Genomic DNA, 12,819 nt, shown 5'->3' with positions numbered 1-12,819 from the left:
CTGGCCTTTCGCTTGAAGGTAAGAGAAGTCTAGTTTGCGCCCGCGAGCGCTGCTTCGCGCTCGTCGAGGTAGGAGCTGACGTCGCGTACGATCTTCGCTTCAAGGAAGAACGACATCAGGGGAATCACGCCGCCCAGCGCGATGAGCAAGAACTTCGAGAAGTTCCAGCGCATCGGGCTCCACAGCATGAAGTCAGAGACCAGGTAGACGACGTAGAACCAGCCGTGGGCGATCAAGATCGCCTTGAACAGGTCGAAGCCCGAGCCGGTGAAGTCGGCGTCAATCCCCTCGGGTGCGAGCGGCACGAATTCCGCGAAACCGGTGGGCGTGAACAGGAACAGCTGCACGTGAAACGCGTACTTCATCACCATGACCGCGCACAGCAACAGCAGCATCACACCGGTGATGACCGAGGTCACCTTGTATACGGACAGCGCCTTACGAATGCGCGGAAAATCGGCGGGTTTGGGCTGCAACTGCATGACTTCTAGTCTACCTTTCGAGCGGTGTTGGGTGCGGCGGCGACGGTGTCTTCGGTGGACGCGGGCGCGGCAGCTGCCTCTGCGGCGGCTTCGGCCTCGAGGATCTGCATCTCGTGTTCCTTCTCCCACGCATCGCGCGACAGTCGGTACCAGAAGAAGACCGCGAATCCGCCAAAGACGAGCCATTCAATCGCGTAGAACACGTTGAGCCAGTTCACGGCGTCGGCGGGCACGGGCGCAAACGAGTCGATCGGGTCGAGCCCGAGTGCGGCTAGTTCGGCGGGGTCACTCGGGTGCATCACGAGGAATCCCGCGTACACGGGCCCGTCGACGTGCCCCCACACATTCGCCAGCTGCGCCGGCATCATGGTGTCCAAGGCCTGCGGGTCGGCATCGGGCCGCGGCACTTCGGGCGCCTCGGCAACCATGTAGCGGCCTTCAATCAACGAGCCATCAAGCAGCGCCGGATCGCGCGACAGCTGATCAGCGATCGCCTGTGCCGCGGTTTCGTTCGGCGACCAACCGACGGCGACCGCGAGGTGCGCGCCCGGCTCGGCGTTGGGGGCCTGGGTGACGAGGTTGCCCACGACCCAGCTGCCCTCGACGCCGTCGTTCACGCGGGAGGAAACGACCACGAAGTCTTCGGCGGCAAATTCGCCGCCGGCCAAGGCGACCATTTCTGCGCCAGCATCGGTGACTCCCTTGGTGGCCGAGGCCAGGTCAGCGAGTGGACGCGGTGTTTCGGTGTCGCTTTGTTCCTGCGCTTGGTTCTGCACGGCGATGCCGGCTTGCCACTGCGCGAGCAGGGCAAACCCGGCAGCCACCGCGAGGGCGAGCAGCAGTGCCAGGATCCACTGGGGCCGCCGCATCACCCGGGCGAGCGTGGGCTCACCCAGGTATTCGGGGGTCTTCGAGCCCGACACTGTGTTAGCGCTCAGCGTGGACGATACCCACGCGCTGGAACTCCTTGAGCTCCGAGTACCCGGTGGTCGCCATTGCGCGACGCAGTGCACCCATCAGGTTTGACGTGCCGTCGGCGAGGTGTGCCGGGCCGTTGACGATTTCGGTCAGCGGGGCAACCGAGCCCACCTGTACGCGGCGGCCGCGGGGCAGGTCTTCGTGGTGTGCTTCCTGACCCCAGTGCCAGCCGTGGCCGGGCGCGTCGGAGGCGCGTGCCAGCGCTGCGCCGAGCATGACTGCGTCGGCACCGCAGGCCATGGCCTTAATGAGGTCGCCCGAGGTGCCCAGGCCACCGTCGGCGATGACGTGCACGTAGCGCCCGCCCGACTCGTCGAGGTAGTCCATGCGTGCGCCGGCAACATCAGCGATGGCCGTGGCCATCGGTGCGCGAATGCCGAGCGTCACGCGGGTAGTCGAGGATGCGCCGCCGCCGAAGCCGACGAGCACGCCCGCTGCGCCAGTGCGCATCAGGTGCAGAGCCGACTGGTAGGTGGCTGCGCCGCCCACGATCACGGGAACGTCGAGTTCGTAGATGAACTGCTTCAGGTTCAGCGGCACGCGTGCGCCCTGCGAGACGTGCTCGGCTGAAACCGTGTTGCCACGAATCACGAACAGGTCAACGCCAGCCTTCACCACGGTGTCGGTGAATTCTGCGGTGCGGTGCGGCGACAGGGCGCCAGCGACCGTCACGCCTGCGTCGCGTACCTGACCGATGCGGTCGCGAATCAGTTCAGGAAGGATGGGGGCTTCGTAGAGTTCGCGCATACGAATGACGGCTTCGCGCTCGTCTTCGACGAGGGCAAGCTCTGCCAGCAGCGGCTCGGGGTTCTCGTGGCGTGTCCAGAGGCCCTCAAGGTTGAGGACGCCCAGGCCGCCCAGGCGCCCCAGTGCGATGGCCTGGTCAGGTGACATCACCGAGTCCATCGGCGCGCCCAACACAGGAATATCAAACTGGAATGCGTCGATCGACCACGAGGTCGACACCAGCTCCGGGTCACGGGTGCGCCTTGTCGGCACGACTCCGATCTCATCGAAGGTATATACGCGACGTGCGCGCTTTCCACGGCCGATCTCGATCTCGTTGCTCACATACCTAGTCTACCCGGCGAATTCTGCACGCCCCCGCAACGTCCCGGATCCGGGCCCGAATTCTCGCCAGATCTTGACCGAAAGACGCCAGAAATAGCAGTGGCCCGGGAATTATCCCGGGCCACCACTCAACACGCGCGACTACTTGCGGTAGTTGGGTGCTTCAACAACCATCTGCACGTCGTGCGGGTGGCTTTCCTTCAGACCGGCCGAGGTGATGCGCACGAACTGGCCGCGCTCCTTCAGATCGGTGATGGTGCGCGCGCCAACGTAGAACATCGACTGGCGCAGGCCGCCGACCATCTGGTGAGCGACTGAGCCGACCGGGCCGCGGTATGCGACCTGGCCCTCGATGCCCTCGGGGATCAGCTTTTCGTCGCTGGGCACGTCGGCCTGGAAGTAACGATCCTTCGAGTACGAGGTGCGTTCGCCGCGGGTCTGGAGCGCGCCGAGCGAGCCCATGCCGCGATAGTTCTTGAACTGTTTGCCGCCCACGAACACGAGATCGCCGGGGCTTTCATCGGTGCCGGCGAGCAGCGAGCCCATCATAACCGAGGAAGCGCCAGCCACGAGGGCCTTGGCGATGTCGCCCGAGTACTGCATACCGCCGTCGGCGATCACGGGTACTCCGGCGGGGGTGGCAGCCTTTGCAGCCTCGTAGACCGCGGTGACCTGGGGCACGCCCACGCCTGCGATCACGCGAGTGGTGCAGATCGACCCGGGGCCAACACCCACCTTGATCGCGTCGGCGCCGGCGTCAACAATTGCCTTCGCGCCGGCGTACGTTGCGACGTTACCACCAATGATGTCGACGCCGTCGAATGCACGGTCAGCCTTGATCTTGGCGATGATGTCGAGCACGCCCTTGCTGTCGCCGTTGGCGGTGTCGACCACAATCACGTCGACGCCAGCATCAACGAGCTGGCCCGCGCGCTTCCACGCGTCACCAAAGAAGCCCACAGCCGCGCCCACACGCAGTCGACCTGCGTCGTCCTTCGTGGCGAGCGGGTACTGCTCTTCTTTGTCGAAGTCCTTGACCGTGATTAGACCGGTCAGCTTGCCCTCAGCGTCAACCAGGGGCAGCTTCTCGATCTTGTGCTCGCGGAAGATGGCCGCGGCCTGTTCGCGGGGAATCCCCGCGGGGGCAGTGATCAGCGGCATGCGCGTCATCACTTCAGCGACCCGCACCTGCGAGCGGTCCTTCTGATCGATGAACCGCATGTCGCGGTTGGTGATGATGCCGAGCAGCACGCCGTTGGAATCAACGACGGGCAGACCCGAGACGCGGTATTCGCCGCACACGGCGTCGACCTCTGCCACCGTTGCATCGAGCGTCGTGGTCACTGGGTTCGTGATCATTCCAGCTTCGCTGCGCTTGACCCGGTCGACCATTTCGGCCTGATCCTGGATCGAGAGGTTACGGTGCAGAATACCCAGGCCGCCATGACGCGCCATGGCTACAGCCATGCGCGTCTCGGTCACGGTGTCCATTGCAGCTGACACCAGGGGAATATTGAGCCGGATCCGACGGGTGAGCTGAGTTGACGTGTCAGCCTCACTCGGAATGACATCGGTGTGCGCCGGAAGGAGCAGCACGTCGTCGTAGGTTAGTCCGGTAAATGCGAAGGGATCACGCTGTTCCATGGCACCTCATCTGTCGTGTAGTGAAGTTTTCGGGGCGCTCACAGACTCATGGGTGGAGTCGGGCGCCTTCAAAGTAGTCTAACGTCTCGGCAGCTGGGATCATTCCGCAGCTGTGGCCACGCTGCCCGTAACCCGTAGCGAACGACGGTGCTGGGTCACCATTTCACTGACGAGAATCACCAGTGCGATCCACACGGCGATGAACCCGATCCACCGGGTGACCGATACTTGCTCGTGCATCACAAGGAAACCGTAGAGGAAGCTGAGCACCGGGGTGATGAACTGCAAGAAACCGATGTACGACAGCGGCAGCCTGCGCGTCGCCTCACCGAACAGGATCAGCGGCACCGCAGTCATCACGCCGCTGGCGAGCACCAGCACCGCGATCCAGGGGCCGTGCGCAAATGCACCGATGCCCACGAGGTTTGCGACGATGATCATCTGCACCGCGCCGATGGGCACCGAGACCATGGTCTCGACCGTGAGACCGGTGACCCCGTCAACCTCTTCGCCCGCGAGTTTGTGCACGGCTCCGTAGAGCCCAAATGATGCGGCGATCCCCAGCGCGATCCACGGGAAGCTGCCGTATCCGACCGCGGCAATGACGACGCCTACGGCCGCGATGCCCACAGCGAACCACTGCGGCCTGGTGAGCTTTTCACCGCGAAAGGCGACGCCAATGAGAATCGTGAACAGCGGGTTGATGAAGTACCCGAGCGCCGTCTCGATGACGTTGCCCGACATCACCCCGATGACGAACAGTTGCCAGTTGACATAAAGCAGCACCGCAGACAGGGCGAACCAGCCCAAAAGCCTCGGCCGTTTGATAATCGCGAGCACGCGACCCCAGCGCCGTGAGATGGTCACGATGAGTGCGCAGAACACGAGGGTCGTGCCCACGCGCCACGGCACGACCTCAAGCGGATTCACTACCGCAATCAGGCCGAAGAAGATGGGGAAGGTGCCCCAGACGAGGTACGCGCCGACGCCATACCCCAGTCCCGCTCGCATTTGTGTCACCGGCTCAGCCTATCTGCGAAGTGCCGCCCCGCACACGCAAAACGGGCCCCCGACCGCATGGTCGAGAGCCCGTAATGGGTAATCAGCGCTTAGCGCGTGATGACTGCGAGGATGTCGCGAGCCGAGAGCACGAGGTAGTTGTCAACGCCAACCTTGATCTCGGTGCCACCGAACTTCGAGTACATCACAACATCGCCAACGACGACGTCGAGAGGAATGCGGGTGCCGCTGTCAGAAACGCGACCGGGGCCTACTGCCACGACCTCGCCCTCCTGGGGCTTTTCCTTCGCACTGTCGGGAATGACCAGACCTGAAGCAGTGGTCTGCTCGGCCTCGACCTGCTTGATAACAATACGATCCTCGAGCGGCTTGATAGCTACCGACACAGTTGACCTCTTTCCGATGGCTGAAGTGCTTGCGCGCCCGCCCATTGCGTGCGCGCCCACCTCAGAGTCTATGTCTCAGTTTGGCACTCGTGCAAGGGGAGTGCCAATGCAGCGCCACGGTATCGCGCACAGCGAACGGAATTTATCGCACCGCCCTAGACTAGAACCACCGTTTCGCGGGTGTTTTACCCGTGATCGCCCCGCCCGTCGCACTTCGAGGAGGACTCATGTCCACGCCGAACACCCCTGACCCCCAGCAGAATGCGTCGCTCGCCGCACAGGCCCAGCAGGTAACGCAGGCGCTCCCCACGCAGCAGCTCCCCGATTTGCAGCAGACCAGGCCGTACGCACAGATCGACCAGGCGGCTCAGGCCGCGCATGCTGCTCAGCAGCAGGCCGCTCAGCAGGCCCAGGCAGCACAGCAGGCCCAAGCATCACGACAGGCCCAGCCTGCCCAGCCCCAGGCACAGCAGGCGCCCGCCGCGCAGCAGGCCCAACAGCAGCAGCCCTACCGCGCACAGCAGGGCGCGTTCGCGAATATGCAGCGGCCTGCCGCGCAGCACACGCAGCAGCCCGTTCAGCCGTACGTGCAGCCGCCCGCCGTGGGTGCGCCGTCGCAGGGCACCACGCTCGGCGGCACCAACACGTTCGCGTTCCTCTCGATCGTCTTTGCGTTTATCGCTCCGCTTGCCGGAATCATCTTTGGGCACATCGGTCTGAGCCAGATCAAGCGCAACGGTGACGCCGGTCGCGGCTTGGGTCTCACCGGCCTCATCATCAGCTACGCGTACTTCGTGTTCGTGTTGCTCTTCGTGATCACGTACGCGTTCTTGATTATGGCCATGATCACCAGCATGAGCTCGGTCTTCAATGAGATTGCTGATTACTCGTCGTACTCATACAGTTCATGATCGATCCCCTCGATCCTCCCGCCCTGGCAGCGCCAGGGTGGGAGGAACTGCTGACCGAGCCAGGTCTCGCCCTGTTGACCGAGGTCAGTGAGCGGCTCGCTGAGCCCGGTGTGACGGCAGGCCAGCTCAATACGCAGCTGCGCAAGCGTGAGGTTGATCCGGCGCTGATTGCGGCCGCGCTCACGCAGGCCGAGCTACGCATGAAGGCCCGAAGCAAGTTCGGGGAGCTCGCCGACGCGCTGCTCTTCACCCAGGCGGGCCTCGAGCAGGCCACCCGCGCACGCGTGGCCCGCACCCACGCCGAACGTTTTGTGCGGGCCGGGTGCCGCTCGGTGGCAGACCTCGGGTGCGGTATCGGGGCCGAGTCGCTCGCCCTGCTCGCCGCGGGGGTGACGCCGCACGCGGTCGAACTTGACCCGTATACGGCGACGCTGGCCACCCACAATCTTGCGACGTTGGGCCGCAAGCTGGGGCGCCCGGTGCCCGCGGCGGTGCGCGCCGACGCCGAATCGTTTGACCTCGCGGGCATCGACGGGGCGTTTCTTGACCCCGCCCGCCGCACCGCGGGGCACCGCGACACCCGCCGCGTCGCCTCCCCCGATGACTACTCCCCCTCGCTCGCCTTCGCGTTCGCGGTGGCGCAGCGCATGCCCACCGGCGTGAAGTTGGGGCCGGGGCTCGACCGCGATCTGATTCCGGCCGACGCTGAGGCGCAGTGGATTTCGGTGGATGGTCAGGTCGTTGAGACCGGGCTGTGGTTTGGTGCCGCGGCGCGTGACGGGATACGCCGCGCGGCGCTCGTGATGCGCGGCGAGAGCGAAGCGCACGAGCTCACGGCCGCAGCCGACGCCGAAGACGCCGAGGTGCGCGAACTGGGTGAGTACTTATACGAGCCCGACGGCGCGGTAATTCGTGCCCGCCTCATCGGCGATCTCGGCCGTTCGCTCGACGCGGGCATGCTCAGCGATCGCATCGCGTATCTGACGTCAGACACGCTTACGAAGACACCGTTCGCGCAGGCATTTCGGGTGCTCGATGAGCTCCCCTCGAAAGAGAAGGAGCTGCGCCGCGCCCTCGCTGAGCGCAATATTGGCACCCTTGAGATCAAAAAACGCGGGGTCGATATTGATCCGGCGTCGCTGCGCAAGCGTTTGAAGCTCAAGGGTAAGCAGTCGGCCACCGTGTTTCTCACGCGTGATGCGCGGGGCGGCCACATCGCCCTGCTCGCCGAGCGCTGCTGACCGCGGTCAAGACAGCACCGACGCTCACCGCGCCCGCGCATACGAAACAGGGCGCCAACGGATGATCCAGTGGCGCCCTGTTTCGTGCTGCGGCGAAACCGTATTGGGTTAGAAGCCGGTGAGCTGCTCGTCGGTGAGCGCCGAGCAGGGCAGCACCTGACCCAGGTACTCCACGCTTGCGGTGGGGTCGGCAGCGCAGACCTCCATGATTTCGACGCCCTTCAGACCAGCCTGCACGATGAACACGATGATGAGGATATACACGATCGTGCCGAGCGCGCCCAAGATGATGCCGATCAGGCCGGGAATGTTGCGTGCCCCAGCCTTCTTTGACTGGATGAACGCGACGATGCTGAGAATCAGGCCGACGATCGGAATGAGGATCGCGAGCACGAGGCCCACAATGCCGAGCGTCTTCCCTGCGACGGGAGGCGCAGCGGCATAGCCGGGCTGCACGGGTGCGGCCTCGCCACGGTATGCGGGCGCTGCGCCTGCGACCAGATCAGCCAGTTCGGGGTTCTCGGGCTGGTTGGGGGGCAGGTTGTCAGTCACGATGTCCTCCTCGAATACGCTGCGTGTGCCGCAGCTCTTGAGATAACAACGCTACCCGGGTTCAGGGACAAATCCCATGACCTCAGCCAAACTTCCCCGCGATCACGCGGTGGCTAGCGCACCTGGATCTGAGTCGCCGGGAGTGTCGAGTCGGCACCAAACGCCAAGCCAGACGGGGCGTGACCCGCCGCAACCAGCTGCGCACCGATCGATGCGATCATCGCGCCGTTGTCGGTGCACAGCGACAGCGGCGGCACACGCAGCTCGATGCCAGCGGCCCGCGCGCGCTCGGTTGCGACCTCGCGCAACCGAGCATTCGCGACCACGCCACCGCCCAGCAGCAGGCGCGGCACGCCGAGGTCGGCGCACGCCGCGAGCGCCTTGGTCAGCAGCACGTCAACGACGGCTTCTCTAAAGCTTGCCGCGACATCAGCGATGGGTACTTCGCCGCCCTCGTCGCGCTTCTTCTCGACCCAGCGGGCCACTGAGGTCTTGAGCCCCGAGAAGGAGAAATCGTATCGGTGCCGTTCGAGATCTTTTGCGTGGGTGAGACCGCGGGGAAACCTGATGGCCTTGGGGTCGCCCTCGGCGGCCACGCGGTCGATCTGCGGCCCGCCGGGGTAGGGCAGGCCGAGCAGCCGCGCCACCTTATCGAAGGCTTCGCCGGCCGCGTCGTCGATGGTTTCGCCGAGCATCTCGACGTCGCTCACGAGATCGCGCACCAGCAAAAGTGAGGTGTGGCCACCCGACACCAGCAGTGCGACCGTGGGCAGCTCGAGTTCACCGACACCGCCGACGGCGGGCCGCAGCCCCTCCCCCTGCAACAGGTCGGCGCCCACGTGCCCCACGAGGTGGTTCACGGCATACAGCGGCTTATCGAGGGAGACCGCGAGCGCCTTCGCTGCGGCGACCCCCACCATCAGTGCACCCGCGAGGCCGGGGCCGCAGGTGACGGCGATGGCGTCAAGATCTTGTAGTTCGATGCCGGCCTCTGCCACGGCCTGCTCAATCGTGGGGCGCATCGACTCGAGGTGCGCACGCGCGGCCACCTCTGGCACGACGCCACCGTAGCGGGCGTGCTCGTCCATTGACGAGGCGATTGTGTTCGCCAGCAGGGTGCGGCCCCGCACGATGCCCACGCCCGTTTCGTCGCAGCTCGTCTCGATTCCCAGTACGAGGGGTTCTGCAGTGCTCACGAGTGATCCTTCAGTTGCTTCTTCATGACGACGGCATCAACGTTGTCGGGTTGGTAGTAATGGGGGCGCACGCCGATCTCGTCAAACGAGAGGCTGGTGTACAGCGCGCGGGCCACCGGGTTATCTGCGCGCACCTCAAGAAAGATCTCACGCACACCCTTAGCGCGGGCGCGCTCGAGCAGAGCTTCGATGAGGCGTCGCCCCTGCCCGGTGCCGCGGTGGCCCGGAGCCACCGCGATCGTCTGAATATCACCCTCAGAGCCCACCGCGAGCAGCCCCGCGTACCCCTGCACCGCATCCGATGCGTCTGCAAGCACCAGGTAGGTGCGGTGTTTCGCCGCGAGTTCCTCTTCCATCAAAGCGAGGCTCCAGGCTTCGTTACCGAAGACTGCCGCTTCAATCGCCCAAATCTCGGCAAGGTCGCCCGGGCGGGCGTCGCGCAGCTGCAACGCGGGGACGGCGCTCACGCACTCACCCGCTTCTGCGGGCCCGGCTTCGCGACGTCGGGTTCACGCAGATAGAGGGCCTGATCGCCGGCAAATGTGATGCCCGCGGCCAGACGGCGGGCGGCGAGGCGCACGAGCCCTGCGGCATCAATTGTGGTGGGCCACATCTCGCCAGGCACCGCCTCATATCCCTCGCGCGGCATCAAACTCGGGCCGGCCGCAACCTCGGGGATACCGGCCCACGACAGGGCCCGGTAATCGGTCAAGAACAGTTCTTTGCGGCGAGCATCGGTCACCACGCGCACCTCGGCGGCGGCACCCAGCTCGAGGGCAGCCAACGCCACGGCTTCGTGGCTCTGCAGCCCGTAGACGGGGGCATTGCGGCCCGCAGCGAATGCCTGGGCCGCTGCGATCCCCACGCGCAGGCCGGTGAAGGGGCCCGGCCCCATGCCAGCGATGACGCCGTCGACCCGGCTCGCGGCAACGCCGCTGTCGGCGAAGACCTGGGCGAGCAGCGTGCCGATGGCTTCGGCGTGACCGCGTGGGTTCTCGCTCGCGACCGCCCACACGGTGCCGTTGCAGCCCAGCGCGACGCTGGTGCCGATCGACGTGTCAATCGCGAGCAGGCAGCGCTCCCCCAGCTCGGGGGCCTGCCCGACGGTCGTCATTACCTGCGTGTGTGCCAACTGCGTGGTCATGAAAGAATCCCTTCGGCCCAGCGCGGGCCATGCCCGGTGAGCGTCATCTGCCGCGCCTCAACGGGCGCCTCTGACCAATCTTCGTCTGCCGCGGCGGCCTCGGGCTCGCCCGCGCCGCCGTCCTCTGGGCTGCTCGCGCTGCCAGCGCCGGTGGGGCGGTGAATCTCAATCTCGATCCAAGATCCATCCGGATCCAAGACGCCCGCCCCCCACTCTGCCACGACGACCGAGCCCTCAAAATCGAGGTCGAGGTCGTCGAGCTCGTCAGAGTTAGACAGCCGGTACGCATCAACGTGCACGAGCGGCGCCCCACCCACCAGCGACGGGTGGGTGCGCGCAATCACAAACGTAGGGCTCTGCACCGGGCCGCGAATGCCCAGGCCCTCACCGATGCCGCGGGTGAGCGTCGTTTTACCGGCGCCGAGCGGGCCGGTGAGAATGAGCAGGTCGCCCGCGGCGAGCACGCGCCCCAGCCGCACCCCCAGCTCGTGCATCTCGTCGGGTGAGACCGCTTCGACCCGCTCGACGGTGATGTGAGCCCCGGGCTCCTGGTGCCCGAGCTCTGCCGCGGTCATGCTGCTGCTCCCTGAGCCGCGGGGCCTGCGTCGGTGCTCGGTTCGGCGTCTGTGCCTGGTTCGGCGTCGGCCGCGATCCGGAGCACTCTCGACCCAATCCCCGCGATAATTTCGTAATTAATCGTGTGCATCAGGCCCGCCCAAATCTCGACGGCCGGGTAGCCGCGCTCGGGGTCGCCAAACAGCACCACCGGATCGCCCAGCTTGATGCGGCCGGCCTGTGGCCCGACGTCAACGATGAACTGGTCCATGCCGATGCGGCCCACGATGGGGCGCGGTTCACCCGCGATCGTCACCCAGGCGCCCGAGCCGTTGAGCGCGCGCGGCATCCCGTCGGCGTACCCCATCGGCACCAGCGCGAGGGTCGTCGCGGTTTCGCACACGTGGTTGAAGCCGTATGAGACGCCTGTGCCCGCGGGCACGCCGCGCAGCATGATGACCTCTGAGCGCAGCGTCATCGCGGGCACGAGCCCCAACTGCGCCGAAGTTTTGTCGCTCACCGGGCTGAGCCCATAGATCACGATGCCCACCCGCACCGCGGTGTAGTGCAGGTGAGGTGAGGTGATGGTGGCGGCGCTGGCGGCCAGGTGGATCAGCTCAGGATCAACGCCGTGCGCCCGAAGCGTCGCAATCGCGTCGTCAAACTCTGCGGCCTGCGCACGGTCGGCCTCATCGCCCGCGTTTGCGAGGTGGCTGAAGATGCCGCGCACCCGCACGGTGCCCGCGCGATGCAGCTCGGCGGCACGCGCAAACAATGCATCCCAGTCGGCGCGTGAAGCACCGTTGCGGCTCAGCCCCGTATCAATTTTGAGCTGGGCCACGGCGGGTTTGCCCGCCACGATCGTTGCCGCCGCGAGCGCTTCGAGCTGCGTGAGCGTGCTCACACCGATCTCGATCTGCTCGGTGACCGCGGGCACAAAATCGACGTTCGTGCCGTGGATCCAGCACAGAATGGGGCCGCAAATACCGGCCTCACGCAGCGCCAGCGCCTCCTCAAGATCGGTGACGCCCACCATGGTGGCGCCGCCGTCGAGGGCGGCCTGCGCAGCGAACCGGGCACTGTGGCCGTAACCGTTCGCCTTCACCACGGCGATCACGACGCCGCCGGTCAGCGCACGAATGCGGCCCACATTGTGGCGAATCGCGGGCATCGAAACCTCGGCGACCCGCATTGATCCGGTTCTCATTCTTGCCTCGCTTTATCCTCGGATCGCGGCATCGCGGGCTGCGCAGCACTCATGCGCGCCTCAACCACGACAAACGCCGTCGCGATACCACCGTCATGGGTCAGCGACACGTGTACGTGGTCGCCGCCCCTCGCCTGCAATGCCCGTTCGAGGGCTGCAGTGCGCGTGAAGCACGGTACGCGTGCCTCGCCGCGCAGCACCTCGAGATCCTGCCAGCTGATGCCGTCAGAACCACCGAGCGCTTTGATCAGCGCTTCTTTCGCGGCGAATCGCGCGCCCAAAGAAGCGATGGAAAGTTCGCGCTCGGGCGCGGTAAACAACCGCGCCGCGAGCGCGGGAGTGCGCGCGAGCTGGCGCTCAAAGCGCCCCAAATCGACTGTGTCGACACCGATCCCTATGATCATCGTCGGCTCTCGCGCGCACCACCCATCG

General features: G+C 65.7%; 15 protein-coding genes. 2 read left to right on the top strand and 13 right to left on the bottom strand.

The genetic code is table 11. The features are described 5' to 3' along the window. Positions 1-29 precede the first annotated feature (29 nt). The 6 genes from JOF28_RS12915 to groES form a co-directional block, all read right to left on the bottom strand. The gene (locus tag JOF28_RS12915) at positions 30-482 is read right to left on the bottom strand and encodes a DUF3817 domain-containing protein (RefSeq protein ID WP_209706111.1); all 453 of its coding nucleotides are present in this window, start codon (positions 480-482) and stop codon (positions 30-32) included. Positions 483-487: 5 nt separating this feature from the next. Continuing rightward, positions 488-1,405, bottom strand: coding sequence for an SURF1 family cytochrome oxidase biogenesis protein (locus JOF28_RS12910; protein WP_342452176.1), 918 nt, complete (start codon positions 1,403-1,405; stop codon positions 488-490). 4 nt (positions 1,406-1,409) lie between these two features. Beyond that, positions 1,410-2,531 (bottom strand): GuaB3 family IMP dehydrogenase-related protein, encoded by a 1,122-nt coding sequence (locus tag JOF28_RS12905; RefSeq protein WP_209706110.1) that lies wholly within the window; start codon positions 2,529-2,531, stop codon positions 1,410-1,412. Positions 2,532-2,672: 141 nt separating this feature from the next. Further along, the gene (gene guaB / locus JOF28_RS12900) at positions 2,673-4,175 is read right to left on the bottom strand and encodes an IMP dehydrogenase (RefSeq protein WP_209706109.1); all 1,503 of its coding nucleotides are present in this window, start codon (positions 4,173-4,175) and stop codon (positions 2,673-2,675) included. Between the two features lie 99 nt (positions 4,176-4,274). Next, positions 4,275-5,186 carry an EamA family transporter RarD gene (rarD, locus tag JOF28_RS12895; protein ID WP_245190365.1) on the bottom strand — a complete coding sequence of 304 codons (912 nt, stop codon included), beginning with the start codon at positions 5,184-5,186 and terminating at the stop codon, positions 4,275-4,277. A 98-nt stretch (positions 5,187-5,284) separates the two neighbouring features. Then, a complete protein-coding gene (gene groES / locus JOF28_RS12890; RefSeq protein WP_209706107.1) occupies positions 5,285-5,581 on the bottom strand; it encodes a co-chaperone GroES in 297 nt (98 codons plus the stop codon). 227 nt (positions 5,582-5,808) lie between these two features. On the opposite strand from groES, the gene JOF28_RS14620 reads away from it, so the two are divergent. Continuing rightward, positions 5,809-6,492, top strand: a complete 684-nt coding sequence (locus JOF28_RS14620; RefSeq protein ID WP_245189970.1) for a DUF4190 domain-containing protein — start codon at positions 5,809-5,811, stop codon at positions 6,490-6,492. After that, entirely contained in the window at positions 6,489-7,733 is a 1,245-nt protein-coding gene (locus JOF28_RS12880; protein ID WP_209706106.1) for a THUMP-like domain-containing protein, read from the top strand. The genes JOF28_RS14620 and JOF28_RS12880 overlap by 4 nt, the downstream gene beginning before the upstream one ends. Before the next feature lie 108 nt (positions 7,734-7,841). Here JOF28_RS12880 and JOF28_RS12875 read toward each other — a convergent pair whose 3' ends face one another. The 7 genes from JOF28_RS12875 to JOF28_RS12845 form a co-directional block, all read right to left on the bottom strand. Next, positions 7,842-8,285 (bottom strand): DUF4190 domain-containing protein, encoded by a 444-nt coding sequence (locus JOF28_RS12875; RefSeq protein ID WP_209706105.1) that lies wholly within the window; start codon positions 8,283-8,285, stop codon positions 7,842-7,844. A gap of 113 nt (positions 8,286-8,398) precedes the next feature. Continuing rightward, positions 8,399-9,481 (bottom strand): tRNA (adenosine(37)-N6)-threonylcarbamoyltransferase complex transferase subunit TsaD, encoded by a 1,083-nt coding sequence (gene tsaD, locus JOF28_RS12870; protein ID WP_209706104.1) that lies wholly within the window; start codon positions 9,479-9,481, stop codon positions 8,399-8,401. Continuing rightward, positions 9,478-9,948 carry a ribosomal protein S18-alanine N-acetyltransferase gene (rimI, locus tag JOF28_RS12865; protein ID WP_342452175.1) on the bottom strand — a complete coding sequence of 157 codons (471 nt, stop codon included), beginning with the start codon at positions 9,946-9,948 and terminating at the stop codon, positions 9,478-9,480. Before rimI ends, tsaD begins: the two co-directional genes overlap by 4 nt. Beyond that, positions 9,945-10,625 (bottom strand): tRNA (adenosine(37)-N6)-threonylcarbamoyltransferase complex dimerization subunit type 1 TsaB, encoded by a 681-nt coding sequence (gene tsaB, locus JOF28_RS12860; RefSeq protein ID WP_245189969.1) that lies wholly within the window; start codon positions 10,623-10,625, stop codon positions 9,945-9,947. The genes rimI and tsaB overlap by 4 nt, the downstream gene beginning before the upstream one ends. Next, positions 10,622-11,119, bottom strand: coding sequence for a tRNA (adenosine(37)-N6)-threonylcarbamoyltransferase complex ATPase subunit type 1 TsaE (gene tsaE, locus JOF28_RS12855; RefSeq protein ID WP_245190362.1), 498 nt, complete (start codon positions 11,117-11,119; stop codon positions 10,622-10,624). The genes tsaB and tsaE overlap by 4 nt, the downstream gene beginning before the upstream one ends. A 77-nt stretch (positions 11,120-11,196) precedes the next feature. Then, positions 11,197-12,387, bottom strand: a complete 1,191-nt coding sequence (gene alr, locus JOF28_RS12850; RefSeq protein ID WP_245189968.1) for an alanine racemase — start codon at positions 12,385-12,387, stop codon at positions 11,197-11,199. Continuing rightward, positions 12,384-12,791, bottom strand: coding sequence for a holo-ACP synthase (locus tag JOF28_RS12845; protein WP_209706102.1), 408 nt, complete (start codon positions 12,789-12,791; stop codon positions 12,384-12,386). Before JOF28_RS12845 ends, alr begins: the two co-directional genes overlap by 4 nt. Positions 12,792-12,819 lie beyond the last annotated feature (28 nt).

The organism is Leucobacter exalbidus (assembly GCF_017834145.1).
In the GTDB taxonomy this organism is placed as follows: domain Bacteria; phylum Actinomycetota; class Actinomycetes; order Actinomycetales; family Microbacteriaceae; genus Leucobacter; species Leucobacter exalbidus.
Note: the sequence above shows the minus strand (reverse complement) of the source record. Positions and strands in the feature narration are given on the sequence as shown.